Annotated in this window: 16 protein-coding genes and 2 tRNA genes; 7 read left to right on the forward strand and 11 right to left on the reverse strand. The window is 70.4% G+C overall.

The window, feature by feature from the left end:
- Positions 1 to 87 precede the first annotated feature (87 nt).
- Both ACY34J_RS24325 and ACY34J_RS24330 read right to left on the reverse strand, forming a co-directional pair.
- A complete protein-coding gene (locus ACY34J_RS24325; protein ID WP_462728780.1) occupies positions 88 to 567 on the reverse strand; it encodes a heme-degrading domain-containing protein in 480 nt (159 codons plus the stop codon).
- Between the two features lie 134 nt (positions 568 to 701).
- Complete coding sequence (locus ACY34J_RS24330; RefSeq protein WP_462728776.1) at positions 702 to 1,805, reverse strand: Gfo/Idh/MocA family protein; 1,104 nt, start codon at positions 1,803 to 1,805, stop codon at positions 702 to 704.
- 148 nt (positions 1,806 to 1,953) lie between these two features.
- Between ACY34J_RS24330 and ACY34J_RS24335 the strand changes: the two genes are divergently transcribed.
- From ACY34J_RS24335 to ACY34J_RS24355, 5 genes are all read left to right on the forward strand, one after another.
- Positions 1,954 to 3,141 carry an ROK family transcriptional regulator gene (locus ACY34J_RS24335; RefSeq protein ID WP_462728779.1) on the forward strand — a complete coding sequence of 396 codons (1,188 nt, stop codon included), beginning with the start codon at positions 1,954 to 1,956 and terminating at the stop codon, positions 3,139 to 3,141.
- Positions 3,142 to 3,342: 201 nt separating this feature from the next.
- On the forward strand, positions 3,343 to 4,242 hold the full coding sequence (locus tag ACY34J_RS24340; RefSeq protein ID WP_462728775.1) for a hypothetical protein: 900 nt from the start codon (positions 3,343 to 3,345) through the stop codon (positions 4,240 to 4,242).
- 479 nt (positions 4,243 to 4,721) lie between these two features.
- Positions 4,722 to 5,501, forward strand: a complete 780-nt coding sequence (locus ACY34J_RS24345) for an HAD-IIA family hydrolase (protein ID WP_462728774.1) — start codon at positions 4,722 to 4,724, stop codon at positions 5,499 to 5,501.
- 108 nt (positions 5,502 to 5,609) lie between these two features.
- Positions 5,610 to 6,287 carry a hypothetical protein gene (locus ACY34J_RS24350; RefSeq protein ID WP_462728773.1) on the forward strand — a complete coding sequence of 226 codons (678 nt, stop codon included), beginning with the start codon at positions 5,610 to 5,612 and terminating at the stop codon, positions 6,285 to 6,287.
- 15 nt (positions 6,288 to 6,302) lie between these two features.
- A complete protein-coding gene (locus ACY34J_RS24355; RefSeq protein ID WP_462728772.1) occupies positions 6,303 to 6,959 on the forward strand; it encodes a class F sortase in 657 nt (218 codons plus the stop codon).
- Positions 6,960 to 7,070: 111 nt separating this feature from the next.
- Here ACY34J_RS24355 and ACY34J_RS24360 read toward each other — a convergent pair whose 3' ends face one another.
- The 3 genes from ACY34J_RS24360 to ACY34J_RS24370 all read right to left on the reverse strand — a co-directional run bounded on the left by ACY34J_RS24360 (position 7,071) and on the right by ACY34J_RS24370 (position 8,327).
- Positions 7,071 to 7,757, reverse strand: coding sequence for a FadR/GntR family transcriptional regulator (locus tag ACY34J_RS24360; RefSeq protein WP_462728771.1), 687 nt, complete (start codon positions 7,755 to 7,757; stop codon positions 7,071 to 7,073).
- Positions 7,758 to 7,860: 103 nt separating this feature from the next.
- Positions 7,861 to 7,934: transfer RNA gene (locus tag ACY34J_RS24365), tRNA-Lys, on the reverse strand.
- A 153-nt stretch (positions 7,935 to 8,087) separates the two neighbouring features.
- Positions 8,088 to 8,327: a chaplin gene (locus ACY34J_RS24370; protein WP_462728770.1), complete on the reverse strand. Its 240-nt coding sequence runs from the start codon at positions 8,325 to 8,327 to the stop codon at positions 8,088 to 8,090.
- Between the two features lie 142 nt (positions 8,328 to 8,469).
- Between ACY34J_RS24370 and ACY34J_RS24375 the strand changes: the two genes are divergently transcribed.
- Positions 8,470 to 9,135, forward strand: a complete 666-nt coding sequence (locus tag ACY34J_RS24375) for a nucleoside/nucleotide kinase family protein (protein ID WP_462728769.1) — start codon at positions 8,470 to 8,472, stop codon at positions 9,133 to 9,135.
- Positions 9,136 to 9,221: 86 nt separating this feature from the next.
- Positions 9,222 to 9,812: a lytic polysaccharide monooxygenase auxiliary activity family 9 protein gene (locus ACY34J_RS24380; RefSeq protein ID WP_462728768.1), complete on the forward strand. Its 591-nt coding sequence runs from the start codon at positions 9,222 to 9,224 to the stop codon at positions 9,810 to 9,812.
- A gap of 129 nt (positions 9,813 to 9,941) precedes the next feature.
- Here the strand turns inward: ACY34J_RS24380 and ACY34J_RS24385 are convergent.
- From ACY34J_RS24385 to ehuB, 6 genes are all read right to left on the reverse strand, one after another.
- Positions 9,942 to 10,015, reverse strand: a tRNA-Lys gene (locus ACY34J_RS24385).
- A gap of 61 nt (positions 10,016 to 10,076) precedes the next feature.
- Positions 10,077 to 10,835, reverse strand: coding sequence for an IclR family transcriptional regulator (locus tag ACY34J_RS24390; RefSeq protein WP_462728767.1), 759 nt, complete (start codon positions 10,833 to 10,835; stop codon positions 10,077 to 10,079).
- Between the two features lie 231 nt (positions 10,836 to 11,066).
- A complete protein-coding gene (gene ehuA / locus ACY34J_RS24395; protein ID WP_462728766.1) occupies positions 11,067 to 11,879 on the reverse strand; it encodes an ectoine/hydroxyectoine ABC transporter ATP-binding protein EhuA in 813 nt (270 codons plus the stop codon).
- Complete coding sequence (gene ehuD / locus ACY34J_RS24400; RefSeq protein WP_462728765.1) at positions 11,869 to 12,519, reverse strand: ectoine/hydroxyectoine ABC transporter permease subunit EhuD; 651 nt, start codon at positions 12,517 to 12,519, stop codon at positions 11,869 to 11,871. The genes ehuA and ehuD overlap by 11 nt, the downstream gene beginning before the upstream one ends.
- Positions 12,516 to 13,253 carry an ectoine/hydroxyectoine ABC transporter permease subunit EhuC gene (gene ehuC / locus ACY34J_RS24405; protein WP_462728764.1) on the reverse strand — a complete coding sequence of 246 codons (738 nt, stop codon included), beginning with the start codon at positions 13,251 to 13,253 and terminating at the stop codon, positions 12,516 to 12,518. The genes ehuD and ehuC overlap by 4 nt, the downstream gene beginning before the upstream one ends.
- Positions 13,253 to 14,158 carry an ectoine/hydroxyectoine ABC transporter substrate-binding protein EhuB gene (ehuB, locus tag ACY34J_RS24410; protein WP_462728763.1) on the reverse strand — a complete coding sequence of 302 codons (906 nt, stop codon included), beginning with the start codon at positions 14,156 to 14,158 and terminating at the stop codon, positions 13,253 to 13,255. The genes ehuC and ehuB overlap by 1 nt, the downstream gene beginning before the upstream one ends.
- Positions 14,159 to 14,196: the final 38 nt, after the last annotated feature.

The following is a 14,196-nucleotide window of genomic DNA, read 5'->3' on the forward strand; positions in this document are numbered from 1 at the left end:
GCTCAGGCCACCGCTGCGCTCAGGCCACCGCTGCGCTCAGGCCACCGCTGCGCTCAGGCCACCACTGCGCTCAGGCCACCACCGCGCTCAGGCCACCCCTGCGCCCCGCGGCGTCAGGAACCGTTCCAGCGCCTCGACCACCAAGGCGTGGTCCTCCGCCTGCGGCAGGCCCGAGACCGTGATCGTGCCGACGGCGCCCACGCCCTCGACGATGATCGGGAACGATCCGCCGTGCGCGGCGAAGCCGTCCGGGTCCAGCCGCGAAGCCGCCTCGAACGTCGTGCCCTTCGCCCGGAAACGCATGCCCACCAGGTACGAGCTCTCCGCGTACCGCTCAACGACCCGGCGCTTGCGGTCGATCCACGCGTCGTTGTCCGCGGACGACCGCGGCAGCGCGCAGTGGAACAGCTGCTGTTGCCCCCGCCGGATGTCCACGGCGACGGGCGCTTCGCGCAGCCGGGCGAGTTCCACCAGGAGGGAGCCCAGGTGCCACGCGTCGTCATGGGTGAAGCTGCGCAGCACCAAGCTGCGCTCCTGTGCCTCCAGTTCGCGGATGAGGGCTTCGATCTCGGCTGGGTTCGTCGGGGGAACCGGCCGTCCGGCGCTCCCCGGAGCGGGCTGCGCAGCGCCCGCGCCCTCCCCGCCTTCCGGGCGGCCGGCGCCGCCCGGAGCGACCCGGCCTCCTCGGTCTGCCGACGCCATCATGACTCCCCTCCGATCGTGACCGTACGGCCTTCGCGGGCCGAAATACGTGCTGCCTCGAGGACCTCGAGGGCGTCCGCTGCCTCAAGGGCCGTCACCGGGGGCGGCGTACCCTCGCGCAGGGCGGCGGCCACGCCCGCGTAGTACGCCGGCCAGTCGCCCCGCAGGGTCGGGACCGGGGCGCCGCCGCCGGTCACCGGGGACTCTCCCGCGCCCACCCGGCCCCACAACGATTCGGGCTCCGTACCCCACTCGGGCGCGGTGTCGGGCCGCAGGCCGTCCCGCAGCGCCGTCTCCTGCGGGTCGAGCCCGTACTTCACATAGCCGGCCGCGCTGCCCAGAACCCGGAAGCGCGCACCGAGCTGAGCGGCGGTGGCACTCATCCACAGATGGGATCGGACGCCGCCGGCGTGCGTGACGGCGACGAACGTGTCGTCATCGGTCTGGGCGCCGGGACGGCGGATGTCGGACTCGGCGTAGACCCGTATGGCCGGGCCGAAGAGCACCAGCGCCTGGTCGACGAGATGGCTGCCCAGGTCGTAGAGCAGCCCGCCGAGTTCGGTGGGGTCGCCGGACTCCCGCCAGCCGCCCTTGAGCTGCGGCCGCCACCGCTCGAAGCGGGACTCGAAGCGCTGGATCCGGCCCAGTTCGCCGTCGGCGATCAGCTGCCGGACGGTGAGGAAGTCGTTGTCCCAGCGGCGGTTCTGGAAGACGGACAGCAGCAGGCCGCGCTCCTCGGCGAGGGCCGCCAGTGCGCGGGCCTCGGCGGCGGTCGCGGCGATCGGCTTGTCCACGACCACCGGCAGGCCGTGCTTCAGGGCAGCCGTGGCGATCGGCACATGGGTGCGGTTGGGCGACGCGACGACGACGAGGTCGAGCTCGTCCGCCAGCCCCCACAGCTTCTCGGCCGACTCGACGACACGGACCTGGGGGTGCTCGGCACGGGCCTTGGCCTGCCGTTCGGGACTCGCGGTGACGACCGTGTCGAGGACCAGATCGTCGGCGGCGGCGATCAGCGGGGCGTGGAAGACGGAGCCCGCGAGGCCGTAGCCGACGAGGCCTACGCGCAGGGGGGTACGGGTGCCGGTGCCTGTCAACGTCATGCCGCCACTTAAGCAACGCTGTTGCCAAAGCGCAAGCGCAGTAGAGAATGGGCGGGTGCCGCAGATCCCCGACAGCCACTCGCCGAATTCCCGTACCCCCGTGGCCCCGACCCACACCGGGCCGGCCGCGGCTGCCCGTACGGCCGCCATGAAGCCCAGGCCCTCCATAGCCTCCAGCGCGAGCTCGGGAGCCAACCTGCCTGTGCTGCGCAGCCACAATGCCGCGCTGGTCCTCGACCTGCTTCGTACGGCGGGCGAGGAGGGCATCAGCCGGCTGGAGCTCGCCGAGCGGACCGGACTGACCCCACAGGCCGTCAGCAAGATCACGGCCCGGCTGCGGGCGGATGGCCTGGCCGCCGAGGCCGGGCGGCGGGCGTCGACCGGCGGCAAGCCGCGTACGGTGCTGCGGCTCGTACGAGACGCGCGCAGCGCGATCGGGCTGCACCTGGACCGGGACGAGCTCACGGCCGTCCTCACCGACCTGACGGGCGAGCCCGTCGCCGTACGGACCGTGCCGTTCGACTTCGGTGCGGACGCGACGACCGTGCTGGACGCGGCCGCCGCCGAGGTGTGGGCCCTGCTGCGGGAATCCGGTGCGCCGCCGGCACCGGTGCTCGGGGCGGGTGTCGCCTGCCCTGGGCCACTCGATCACCACAGCGGTGTGCTCCAGCGGGTCACCGGCCTGCCGCAGTGGGACGGGTTCCCGCTGCGCGAAGCCCTCGCCGCCCGCCTCCACCTGCCCGTCGTCCTCGACAAGGACACCAACGCCGCCGCGCTGGGCCTGGCGTTCCGCGGCGGCGTTGGTGCGGGGTCCTTCGCGTATCTGCACCTCGGTACGGGGCTCGGTGCGGGGCTGGTGCTCGGCGGGAACCTCTACCGGGGGGTCCGTACGGGGGCCGGGGAGTTCGGCCACCAGGTCGTCCAGCTGGACGGACCGCGCTGCGAGTGCGGCGGCCGCGGCTGTGTCGAGGCACTGTGCCTTGCCGCCGTCGCCCGCGGGGACGCCGAGGAGGCGGCGCGCGTGCTGGGGACAGGTGCGGCCAACCTCGTCGGTCTGCTCGACATCGACGGGGTCGTGCTCGGCGGCCGGACCGCCGTCGCCGATGCGGAGGTGTTCGTACGGGGCGTCGAGGCGGTGCTGGCCGAGCGGACCGCACGCGAGGTCGGGGGCGCTGACGAGAAGGTGCACGCGGACGGCCCCGCACGCGGCCCCGAAGGCCGTACCGTGCCGGTCGCCGTCGCGCCGGACGGGGCTCGGGCGGTGGCGTACGGGGCCGCGCAATTGGTCCTCGCCCCGCTCTTCGGCCGTGCCCAGGCATCCCTGCAGACCCCATAACCCAAAGGGATTAGCTGAAAATGGGCTAAATAAGTGGGATTCCTTGGGGGTTGGGGCTACGCCGCCTTGCTGCACCTGCGGGGCACGCGCCGGCATGGCAGGGTCCGGCAGTACGGGCCGGACCCACCGGCCCGGTGTGCAGCGGTCCGCCATGCGAAGCCCGAGAAGCCCGAGAAGCCCCGAGCATCCGAAGGTCCCCTCATGCGTCTGCGCAGTGCCCTCGCCGCCAGTGCCGCTTCGGCCACGATCTCTCCTGTCCTGGCGCTGCTCGGTGTCGCGCCCGCTGCCGCTGGCCCACCGCAGGCCGCCCCTGCCCCTGCCCCCGCCGACCGGCAGGCCCTCGAGCCGCCCTGCGGGGATCCCGACAGCCGCGACTTCCCCATCGAGGCGCGCGTCCACAGCGGACCCGATGCATACGCCCCGGGCGGCGACTGGCAGACCTGGCGCATCGATCTGCGCAACACGACCAACGCCACGTGCCGGCGTCTGCACCCCGTCACCGTTCTGGTCGACCAGCAGCGGGCCATCGACCGCACCCGCATCGGCCTGGAGTTCTTCGACCCCGCGGCGCGCAGCTGGCGGCCCGTCACCCTTGAGACGACGGACCAGCATGAGCAGATCGGTGTCTTCGGCGACGGCAAGGACTTCAAAGGCTTCGATGTGCCGGCGCGCGGGACCGTGACGGTGCAGGTGCGGATGCGGTTCGCCGACGGCGTCGACGAGGACCGGGTACGGGTCAACGTCGCCACCGTCCAGCGCCGCGAAGACGACGGCGACTGGGTCGGCGAGTCCAACGACTACGACTTCGACATCCGCCACCAGGCCGGGCCTCCAGCCGCCCGCGAGAAGGGGAAGGAGCAGGAGGCACGCGACCGCCTGGACCCGCACCGTCCGGACGGCAGCCCGCACCCTCCGAACGACCACAGCCCCGGCGCGGCCGAGAAGGAAGCCGAGCAGGGCAAGGAGTCCCCCCACGGCGCCGACCTCTCCGAGCTCGCGCGGACCGGGCGTGACGCCCTGCCCTGGCTCGCGGGAATCGCGGGAGCCTGCATCCTGGGTGGAGCCGCACTCGTCCGGATCGCCCGCCGCCGCGTCCGCTGAGTGTGCGGCGTACGCGCCCGTGGGCATCCCCGGCGCGCGTCCAAGCCGTGAAGACCGGTACCCCGCAGGCCAGTTGGGCGAGGGCGGACCGCCCGTCCGGTACGAGGTCACGTACCGTCGGCCGGCCGCGGCAGGCGCCCCGCAACGGAGGGAGAATTCCAGCCTTCGGACTGGGCAGGGGACCAGGACGGGTACTCGGTGATCGGCCCGGTCAAGGCCATCACGGCCTGACTAGTGCCGCGTCAGCCAGGGTTTGCCCGGTAGCGAGGTGACCTGGTGCGGTCAGCTGCAAGGCGCCGGATCGGCCTCGTAGTGGGCCTGCTCGGTCGATCGGGCAACGCAGCAGACAGCCGTGCCAGGGCGGCGAGCGGGGCAAACCCTGGCCGACGCGGCACTAGGCTGTGGGGCGGCGGCACCGGGCCCGGCGCCGCCACCCCTCACACGGCAGAGGGCATTCCGCAACAGGGCAGGAGTCCGGCATGGGACATCGCAAGCCGATCGAGTCATGGCTCACCGATATGGACGGGGTGCTGATGCGCGAGGGCATCCCCATCCCCGGGGCCGACGCCTTCATCAAGCGGCTGCGCGACTCCGGCAAGCCCTTCCTTGTGATCACCAACAACTCCATGTACACCCCGCGCGACCTGCACGCCCGGCTCTCCCGGATCGGGCTCGACGTGCCTTCGGACCACATCTGGACCTCGGCGCTCGCGACCGCCCAGTTCCTCGACGACCAGCGGCCGGGCGGCACGGCGTACGTCATCGGCGAGGCCGGGCTCACCACCGCCCTGCACGACATCGGCTACGTCCTCACCGACGTCGAACCGGACTACGTGGTGTTGGGCGAGACGCGGACGTACAGTTTCGAGGCGCTCACCAAGGCCATCCGGCTGATCGCGGACGGCGCCCGCTTCATCGCCACCAACCCGGATGAGACCGGGCCCTCACCAGAGGGTGTGCTGCCTGCCACCGGCTCGGTCGCCGCGCTGATCACCAGGGCGACCGGCCGCGAGCCGTACTTCGTCGGCAAGCCGAACTCGCTGATGATGCGCGCCGGGCTCAACGCGATCGGCGCCCACTCCGAGACCTCGGCCATGATCGGCGACCGGATGGACACCGATGTGCTGGCCGGGCTGGAAGCGGGGATGGAGACCTTCCTGGTGCTCACCGGTGTGACCCCGCCCGAGGCCGTCGACCGGTTCCCCTACCGGGCGTCCCGCGTCGTCGAATCGATCGCCGATCTGGTCGACCTGGTCTGACGGGCCGGCGACGGCAGCGTGTGTCACCGAACGGAGTAGCTCGGACACGCTCCGGATGCGCCACTGCTCGGCGCACGTGAACCTTCTCAAGTGAGGAGGAGGTTCACGATGAGTTCTGTACGGCCCTTCGGCCTGCCGCGGCGCGTGGCTCTCGCGGCCGCGGCCGTCGCGGTGTGCACGGGTACTGCGCTGCCCGCGTACGCGGACGACGTGGGTCCTTCGGATATGACATCCAGGGACTCGGCAACCAGGGACGCGTGGTCCCACGACAGATGGGGCGCGGACCCGTTGGGCACGGCGGACGACCCCGGCTCGCCCGGCAGGAGCAGGGGCCGCAGCCTCATCGTCTCCCCGTCCGAGGCGGCACCCGGCGACGAGATCCACGTCCGCGTCCAGGGCTGCCAGGGCAAGAGGGCGACGGCCCACTCCGACGCATTCGCCTCGGACGCACAGCTGGCCGCCGGAAAGGCCGACAGCCGCGCGCTGTCCGCCTTCACGAGGATCCGGTCCACGATGGAACCCGGCACATACCGGGTCCGTACCGACTGCGACGCCGAGGGCACCATTACCGTCGTCGGCTCCCGTGGCCGGTGGTCCGGCGGTGCGCACGGCATGCCGACCGCGCCCGTACGCGCCGGGGGCGGCGGCACCGCGTCGCTGACCGCCGAGCAGCAAGGGCCCAGCATCGCGCAGGTCGTCGTCGGGCTGACCCTCGCGGGCGGTGCGGGGCTGGCCGTCGCCGGGATCGTGCGCCGCCGTCGGGCGTCCGCGTCGGCAGACGACTGAGGCGGGCGAGCGGAGGTGTCGGAAGAGCGGAACCCCGGCGGGGGACGGCTGATCACCGGCGTTGCCTGGGCGGTCCTGCTGCTCGCACTGTGGCTGTGGGGCAAGACCGACGGGCAGGGCATCGCGGCGCCGGCGACCGGCGATGTGGCGGCGGTGGGCCGGCCGGCCTCCGTCCCGCTGCCTCCGGCCCATGCGCCGCTGCGGCCCGCCGCGCCGGAGCGGGTCGAGATCGGATCGGTGGGCGTACACGCGCCCGTGGTCGAGCGCGGACTCGACGCACGCGGCGCCGTGGACCCGCCGCCGTACGACAATCCGGGCACGGTCGGCTGGTTCGGTGGCGGGCCCGAGCCGGGCGCCCAGGGCTCAGCCGTAATCGTCGGCCATGTCGACACGCAGAAGGAACCGGCGGTCTTCTACGGCCTGAGCAGCGTCAAGCCGGGCGAGCGGGTGGATGTGACGCGGGCGGACGGGACAGTCGCGGAGTTCACCGTCGAAGCGGTGGAGGTCTTCACCAACGACCGCTTCGACCCGAAGCGGGTGTATGGCCCGCGCACGACGGACCGTGCGGAGCTGCGCCTGATCACCTGCGGCGGCTCGTACGACCGCGACCGCGGTGAGTACACCGCGAATGTGGTGGTGTCGGCGTATCTGACCGGCGTCCACAACGGCTGAGTCAGCCTGCCCCCTTGAGCGGCGCAGAAAACCGGTCGGTGGAACCGGAGTTGGCGATGCCTGTGCCGGTCGGTCCGGCATCACATCCGCTGGTCGCCGGACATCGGCGGCTCAACGGCTGCCGTGGTGTGCGGACCGCAGCCGGTGCCGGATGTTCGCGAAGTGGTCGCGGATGGCGTCCTCGGCGCGGACGGCGTCCCCGGCACGGACCGCCTCCAGGATCTCGCGGTGCTGCCGGCAGGTGAGCCTCGGGTCCGGCTGGGTGTCCACCAGATCCGTACGCACCCGGTGGAAGGCGTCCCAGAACGCCTCCAGGACCTCGCTCAGCAACAGGTTGTTCAGCCCGCGGTAGAGCGTGGCGTGGAAGGCCCGGTCGGTGTCGGCCGCCACCGAGCCGCGGCCGGCCTCCTCCTCCATCCGGGCCGCGAGCGCGTCGAGCTCGGCGAGGTCGGTCGCGGGTATGCGGCCCGCCAGGCGCGCTATCAGCCCGGTCTCCACCGCCTCCCGCAACTCCAGCAGCTGCAGCAGGCTGTCCTCGCCGCGGTAGTGCCCGACGACGGTACGGAAGGTCAGCCCCTCGATCATGGGGGCCATGGACATCGGGCCGACGTACGTGCCGAAGCCGTGCCGGATCTCGACGATCCCCATCGCCTGCAGCGCTTTGAGGGCTTCGCGCACGGAGTTGCGGCTGACTCCGAGCAGGTCCATCAGCTCGGTTTCGGTGGGCAGCGGGGCGCCGGAGGCCAGCCGGCGGTCGATGATCAGCTTCTTGACCCGCTCCTGGATGTCGCTCGCCATTCCGCGACTGTGCACCGAACCCTCCGATTTGGCCAGCCGCCGGGACGGTCCTTAAATGACTCTGGGCCTTGCCGCCGACGGCGGGAAGGCCCAGAGTGTCATGTACGCCGCCAGGGACTCGAACCCCGGACCCGCTGATTAAGAGTCAGCTGCTCTAACCAACTGAGCTAGCGGCGCTTGGCTGACGTCACAATCGTACCTGATCCTCTCCAGCGCTCTGTACGGCCGTGGCCTCCCGCGATCTGCGGGAGGCCACGGTGTGCAGGAGGATCACAGCCCGGAGGAAGGGGTGAGTGGCGCCTCTGCGGTCCTGTAACAGAATGCGCTCTATCAGGCGTTGAGGCAGGTGGCCCCGGTCGCCGGGTTGAGCAGGCCGACAGCGTTGACCGTGAGGCCGCAGGCGTTCGCCGGGAGGTGCACGGCAGTCTGGATGGTGTTCCCGGAGATGAGCCCGGGGGACTCCGTGGAAGCTCCGGTGGCACCGGCGTCGGCGGCGGCAAGACCAGCGGAGCCGGCGACGGCGGCACCCGCGGCGATGGTGACGGCGGCGGCCTTGGCAATACGCGACATGTAGTCGTCTCCTTCTGCGGTAAGTGCATGTCCGCCCGGTTTGCGGCGGTAGCGACAGGCACAACAGCCAGGACTGGTTTCGGTTACGGGGTATTGGTCCGAATCAGTGAGGGGAACAGGGGGGCGCGTAACCTGCGGACGCATGGACATCCATGAGCTGGCCGAGGACGCCTGGGCATTGGCGGAGCGGGAGCAGAGCGCCGAGCGGGTCGTCCTCGGACTGGCCGGGCCACCCGGCGCCGGCAAGTCCACTCTCGCCCGGGCGCTCGTGGCCGAGGTCGAGCGACGGCACGGCGCCCACGCCGCGGGCTACCTCCCGCTCGACGGGTTCCACCTCTCAGGCGCCCAGCTCGACCGCCTGGGTCTGACCTCTCGCAAAGGCTCCGCACCGAGCTTTGACGTCTGGGGGTACGTCGCCCTGCTGCGCCGGGTCGCCGAGGAGGCCGGCCACGACATCTACGTACCGGACTACGACCGCACCCTCCACGAGCCGGTGGCCGCCCGCCATCTGCTCCGGCCGTCCACCCGGCTGGTGATCAGCGAGGGCAACTACCTGGCCTGTCCGGAACCCGGCTGGGCGGACGCGCGGCGCCTGATGGCCGCGGTGTGGTACGTCGAGGCGCCGGACGCGGTGCGTGACGCGCGGCTGGTGGAGCGGCAGTTGGCGGGCGGCCGCAGTCCCGTCGCCGCCCGGGACTGGGTGGACGGCAACGACCACCCCAACGGTGAACAGGTCAAGCGCTCCCGGGAGAACTGCGACCGAATCCTGCCTCCGATTGGTCTGGACATGACCACAGGCCGGGTCTAGCCTCAACTTGGTCTAGACCTGGCCACCCACCGGGTCCGGACCTCGCTCGGCTCATGGAACTCCCCCACGTTCTCCAGGAGCGACGCATGCGCAAAACCATCAGCGCGGCCGTCATAGGCCTGGGCGTCCTCGGCGCCTCGATCCTCGCCACCGGCAGCGCCAGCAGCCACGGCTACACCAACCTCCCGATCAGCCGGCAGGCGCTCTGCGCCAACGGCACCGTGCAGAACTGCGGCGAGATCAAGTGGGAGCCGCAGAGCGTCGAGGGCCCCAAGGGCTTCCCGGCAGCGGGGCCCGCGGACGGCACGATCTGCGGCGGCGGCAACAGCCGGTTCGCCCAGCTTGACGACCCCCGCGGGGGCCAGTGGCCCGCCACCAAGGTCACCGGCGGCCAGAGCTACACCTTCACCTGGCGGCTCACCGCTCCGCACGCCACCACGGACTTCCGCTACTACATCACCAAGGCCGGCTACGACCCGAGAAGGCCGCTCACCCGCGCGGACCTGGAGTCACGGCCCTTCCTGACCGTACCGTTCGGTGGTGCGCGGCCGGGCACCACCGTCACCCATCAGGGCACCATCCCCGCCGGGAAGACCGGCAAGCATCTGATCCTCGGCGTCTGGACCATCGCCGACACCGGAAATGCCTTCTACGCCTGCTCGGACGTGCAGTTCTAGCCGACGCCGGCAGCCCTCGGACAACCCCCGATGCCGTGGGCGGTCCGACCCTTCGTCGAGGGGGCCGGAAACGCGACTGGGCGTTCTCGGAAAAACCGAGAACGCCCAGGTCAGCAGCGTGTACATGAGTACGCCGCCAGGGACTCGAACCCCGGACCCGCTGATTAAGAGTCAGCTGCTCTAACCAACTGAGCTAGCGGCGCTCGCTGACGCCGTTAATAGTACCTTGTCCCCGGGGGTGCTTCTGGCCAGCCCGTCCGACACCTAGAGCGTGAGGGACAGCAGCACCGGAGCGGCCTTGCGGTTGAGGGTGTCGGCGGCATGGCGCAGGCGGTGCGCGTGCTCGATCGGCAGCGACAGAGCGAGGCAGCCCACTGATTTGCCCGCCGTTATCGGGACCGCCGCGCAGACCGTACCGACAGCGTATTCCTGCAGGTCCAGCACCGGCACCGTGGGCGGCTGCTGGTCGAGCCTGGTGAAAAGCACCTTCTCGTTGGTGATCGTCCGCGAGGTGAGCCGGGCGGTCTTGTGACGGGAGAGGTGGTCGCGCCGGTCGTTGTGGTCGAGCTGGGTGAGCAGACATTTGCCGACCGCGCTGGCGTGCGCGGCGGACCGGAAGTCCACCCACTCGTTGACCTTCGGGGCGCGCGGCCCGTCCGCGTACTGCGTGATCTTGACCTCGCCGTCGATGTAACGGCTGATGTAGACGGCGGCCCCGACCGAGTCGCGCAACTCGGCGAGGATCCGCTGCAGCTTGTCCTCCAGGGCCTTCTGGCGGTCGACGCTGGAGCCCAGCAGCGCCAGAGACTCGCCGATGACATAGGCGCCGTCGGAGACCTGCTCGACGTAGCCCTCCTGCCGCAGCATCCGCAGGAGGTGGGAGAGGTGGCCGGTGGGCAGGCCGGTTTCGCGGGCGATCTGCACATCGGTGATGCCGTCGCGGTGCCGGGCGACGGCCTCCAGCACGCGCAGGGCGTACTGCACCGAGTGGAACGGCGCGGTCGGCTCAGGTTTGAGCGCCACGGTTTCCCCCCTTGCAGGTTGTGACCGTTTGCGTCGTTGCCGTCGCTCCAGGTCACAGCGGGGAGGATCGCCCCACCGAGGCCCGGCAGCTGGCCCTATCACGATAGCCGCCAAGGTGCGGAAAGCGAGAGGGTGTTGAACAGATCAGAGGCGCACTCCAGGCCTCACAGCCTGGAGTGCGCCACCGTGGCATATGCCAGTGTCATCTCATAGTCGCCGGAGCAGGGCTATTCACAGCACGGCGCTCAGGAACTCGCGAGTGCGCTCGTGCTCCGGCTCGCTGAAGATCTTCTCCGGCGACCCGGACTCGATGACCCGGCCGGCGTCGAACATCAGTACCTCGTCGGAGATGTCCCGGGCGAAGCCCATCTCATGGGTGACACACAGCATGGTGATGTCCGTGGTGTGAGCGATGTCACGCAGGACGTCCAGCACGCCGGCCACCAGCTCCGGGTCCAGCGCCGAGGTCACCTCGTCGAGCAGCAGCACCTTCGGCCGCATGGCGAGCGCCCGGGCGATCGCCACCCGCTGCTGCTGCCCGCCCGACAGCTGGGACGGGTACTTGTCGATGTGCTCGGTCAGCCCGACCAGGTCCAGCAGCTCGCGCGCCCGCTCCTCGGCCTCGTCGTTGGACAGCCCCAGGACGTGCACCGGTGCCTCGGTGATGTTCCGCAGCACCTTCATGTTCGGGAAGAGGTTGAACTGCTGGAAGACCATGCCGATCTTCTTGCGCACCTCGCGGGAGTGCTTCTCACCCGCCGCTATGAGCTTGCCGCCACGCTCCTCGTGCGTGAGGTAGTCGCCGTCGACCGTGATCCTGCCCTCGTCTGGTCTGGCCAGGGTCATCAGCAGGCGCAGGATCGTCGTCTTGCCGGAGCCGGACGGGCCGATCAGGGTCACGTGCTTGCTGGGGGCGACGGTGAAGTCCAGGTTGTCCAGGACCGTGTTGCTGCCGAATCGCTTGGTGACCGAGTCGAAACGGATCAGCTCGCTGCCGTCCTTGCTCCCCGGGACGGATGGGGTCTGGGTGCTGTCAGTGGACAAGGCGACGCTCCAGGTATCGCATCAGAAGGGAAGCCGGGTAGGCGATGAGGACGAAGGCGACGCCGACGACCGTGAACGGTTCGACGTACTGGAACGTCTGCGCGCCGAACAGGCGGGCCTGCTGCAGCATTTCCAGCACGCCGATGCCCAGCAGCATCGGGGTGTCCTTCAGCATCGCGATCACGTAGTTGCCGAGTGCGGGGACGACGCGGCGGATCGCCTGCGGCAGGATCACCGCGCGCCAGGTGCGGGTACGGGGCAGGCTGAGCGCGGTGGCCGCCTCCCACTGGCCCTTCGGCACGGCGTCGATGCCCGCCCGGTAGACCTCGGCGGTGTACGTCGAGTAGTGCAGGCCGAGGCCGATCACGCCGGTCGCCAGCGCACTGCTCTTCAGGCCCCACTCGGGCAGCACGAAAAAGAAGAAGAACAGCTGCACCAGCAGCGGGGTGTTGCGGATGAACTCCACGAACACGCCCACCGGCCAGCGCACGAAGGGCGTCGGCGTGCGGAGAGCCAGTGCCCAGACCAGGCCCAGCGCGAAGGAGAGCAGCGAGCCGAGCGCGGTCGCTTGGACGGTGACCTTCACACCGTCCCAGAACATCGGCATGAAGTCGCCGACCACCGACCAGTGCCAGTTCACCGGACACCTCCCATGACGTCGAGCCCGGAGGCCTGCCCGCTCTCCTCACGGATCCTGAGCTTGCTCAGGAGGCCGCCGCCCTGCTCCGGACGCCCGAGCCGCGCCTTGGCGCGCCGCTCCAGCAGCCGCATCACACGGGTGAGGATGAACGCGAGTACGAAGTACATGACCAGGATGGCCAGGTAGATGTTCTGGCTTTCACCGGTCGCCAGCCGCGCCAGCTGGGCGGCGAAGGAGATGTCGCCGACGCCCAGCAGTGACACCAGCGCGGTGCCCTTGAGCAGCTCGATCAGCAGGTTGTTGAAGGGCGGGAGCATCTCGGGTATCGCCTGCGGCAGGGTGATCAGCCGCAGCCGCTGCCACGGTGTGAAGCTCAGTGCGATGCCCGCCTCGCGCTGCGCCGGAGCGACCGCGGCGAGGGCGCCGCGCACGACCTCCGAGCCGTACGCGCCGTAGGACAGGCCGAGGGCGAGGGTGGCCGCCCACATCGGGACCAGCTGCCAGCCGAAGGCCAGGGGCACGACGAAGAACAGCCAGAACATCAGCACCAGGGCGGACGTACCGCGGAACACCTCGACGTACACGCCCGAGAGGAACCGGACGATCCAGAACCGGGAGGTGCGGGCGGTGCCTGCCGCGAAGGCGACAACGGCGCCCACCGCGGCGCTGTAGATAGTGAGTTGGACGGTGACCCATATGCCCTTGAAGATGAGTCCCCACAGCTCGGCTGTCATCAGCACAGCTCCTTCGCGGTGAGATCGGTCATCTCCGTCTTGGTGAAGCCGAACGGCGCCACCACGCGTAGCAGTTCGCCGCTCTTCTTCATCTTGTGGAGCTCTTCGTTGAAGGCGTCCCGCAGTGCGGTCTCCCCGGGCCGGAAGGCGAACGCTCCCGCGCCGTGGGCGGGCTTGCCGTCGAGCTGCGGCAGGAACGGCTTGGTCCCCTCGACCTTGGGGTTCCGGGTCTGCTGGATGACGTTGCGTACGGTCAGGCTGGTGCCGGCGAAGGCGTCGGCGCGGCCCTGGGCGACCGCGAGCAGCCCGGCCAGCTGGTCCGGGTAGATCTGTATGTCGCCGCGCTTGATGCCCGCGTCGACGGCGTAGTCGATCTCGGCATACGCGCTGCCGGTGGCCAGCTTGGCGCCGGTTCGCTTGACATCGGCGTATGTCTGCAGGTTCTTCGGGTTGCCCTTGCGGACGATGAAGGCGTCCAGCACCTCATAGTCGGGGTCCGCGAAGATGACCTGCTGGCAGCGCTCGGGGTTGACGAACATGCCCGCGGAGATCACATCGAACTGCTGTGAGTTGAGCCCGGGTATCAGCGAGGCGAACTCCGTCGGCACCGGCTGAACATGGGGTATCCCCAGCCGTTTGAAGATTATCTTCGCGATTTCTGGCGCTTCGCCCGTTACTTTCGCTTCTTTGCTGATATATCCGAAGGGGATCTCTCCCGCGATCCCCAGGCGCACGGTGCCCTGGGCACGCAGGCGCTCGAGTAGATTGCCTCCGTTCTTCGTCTCGGCGGTGGACACTCGGCTGCAGCCCGCCGCGCCCATCGCGCCGAGTGCCGCCACTCCCACAAGCAAAGAGCGGCGGCGGACGCCTCTTCCTGCGATGTCATTCCCCTGTGGTGGAGCCATGGGCGCGCGGCTACCCGGGTTCATGCGAGTTATGCCGA

Source organism: Streptomyces sp. HSS9-12 (assembly GCF_054963655.1).

Coding starts and splice junctions, on each gene's coding strand:
- ACY34J_RS24370 (WP_462728770.1), bottom strand. CDS start 8,327: ATGTCGCGTATTGCCAAGGCCGCCGCCGTCACCATCGCCGCGGGTGCC.
- ACY34J_RS24380 (WP_462728768.1), top strand. CDS start 9,222: ATGCGCAAAACCATCAGCGCGGCCGTCATAGGCCTGGGCGTCCTCGGC.
- ehuB (WP_462728763.1), bottom strand. CDS start 14,158: ATGGCTCCACCACAGGGGAATGACATCGCAGGAAGAGGCGTCCGCCGC.
- ACY34J_RS24340 (WP_462728775.1), top strand. CDS start 3,343: ATGCGTCTGCGCAGTGCCCTCGCCGCCAGTGCCGCTTCGGCCACGATC.
- ehuC (WP_462728764.1), bottom strand. CDS start 13,253: ATGACAGCCGAGCTGTGGGGACTCATCTTCAAGGGCATATGGGTCACC.
- ACY34J_RS24345 (WP_462728774.1), top strand. CDS start 4,722: ATGGGACATCGCAAGCCGATCGAGTCATGGCTCACCGATATGGACGGG.
- ACY34J_RS24330 (WP_462728776.1), bottom strand. CDS start 1,805: ATGACGTTGACAGGCACCGGCACCCGTACCCCCCTGCGCGTAGGCCTC.
- ACY34J_RS24375 (WP_462728769.1), top strand. CDS start 8,470: ATGGACATCCATGAGCTGGCCGAGGACGCCTGGGCATTGGCGGAGCGG.
- ACY34J_RS24350 (WP_462728773.1), top strand. CDS start 5,610: ATGAGTTCTGTACGGCCCTTCGGCCTGCCGCGGCGCGTGGCTCTCGCG.
- ACY34J_RS24335 (WP_462728779.1), top strand. CDS start 1,954: ATGAAGCCCAGGCCCTCCATAGCCTCCAGCGCGAGCTCGGGAGCCAAC.
- ACY34J_RS24360 (WP_462728771.1), bottom strand. CDS start 7,757: ATGGCGAGCGACATCCAGGAGCGGGTCAAGAAGCTGATCATCGACCGC.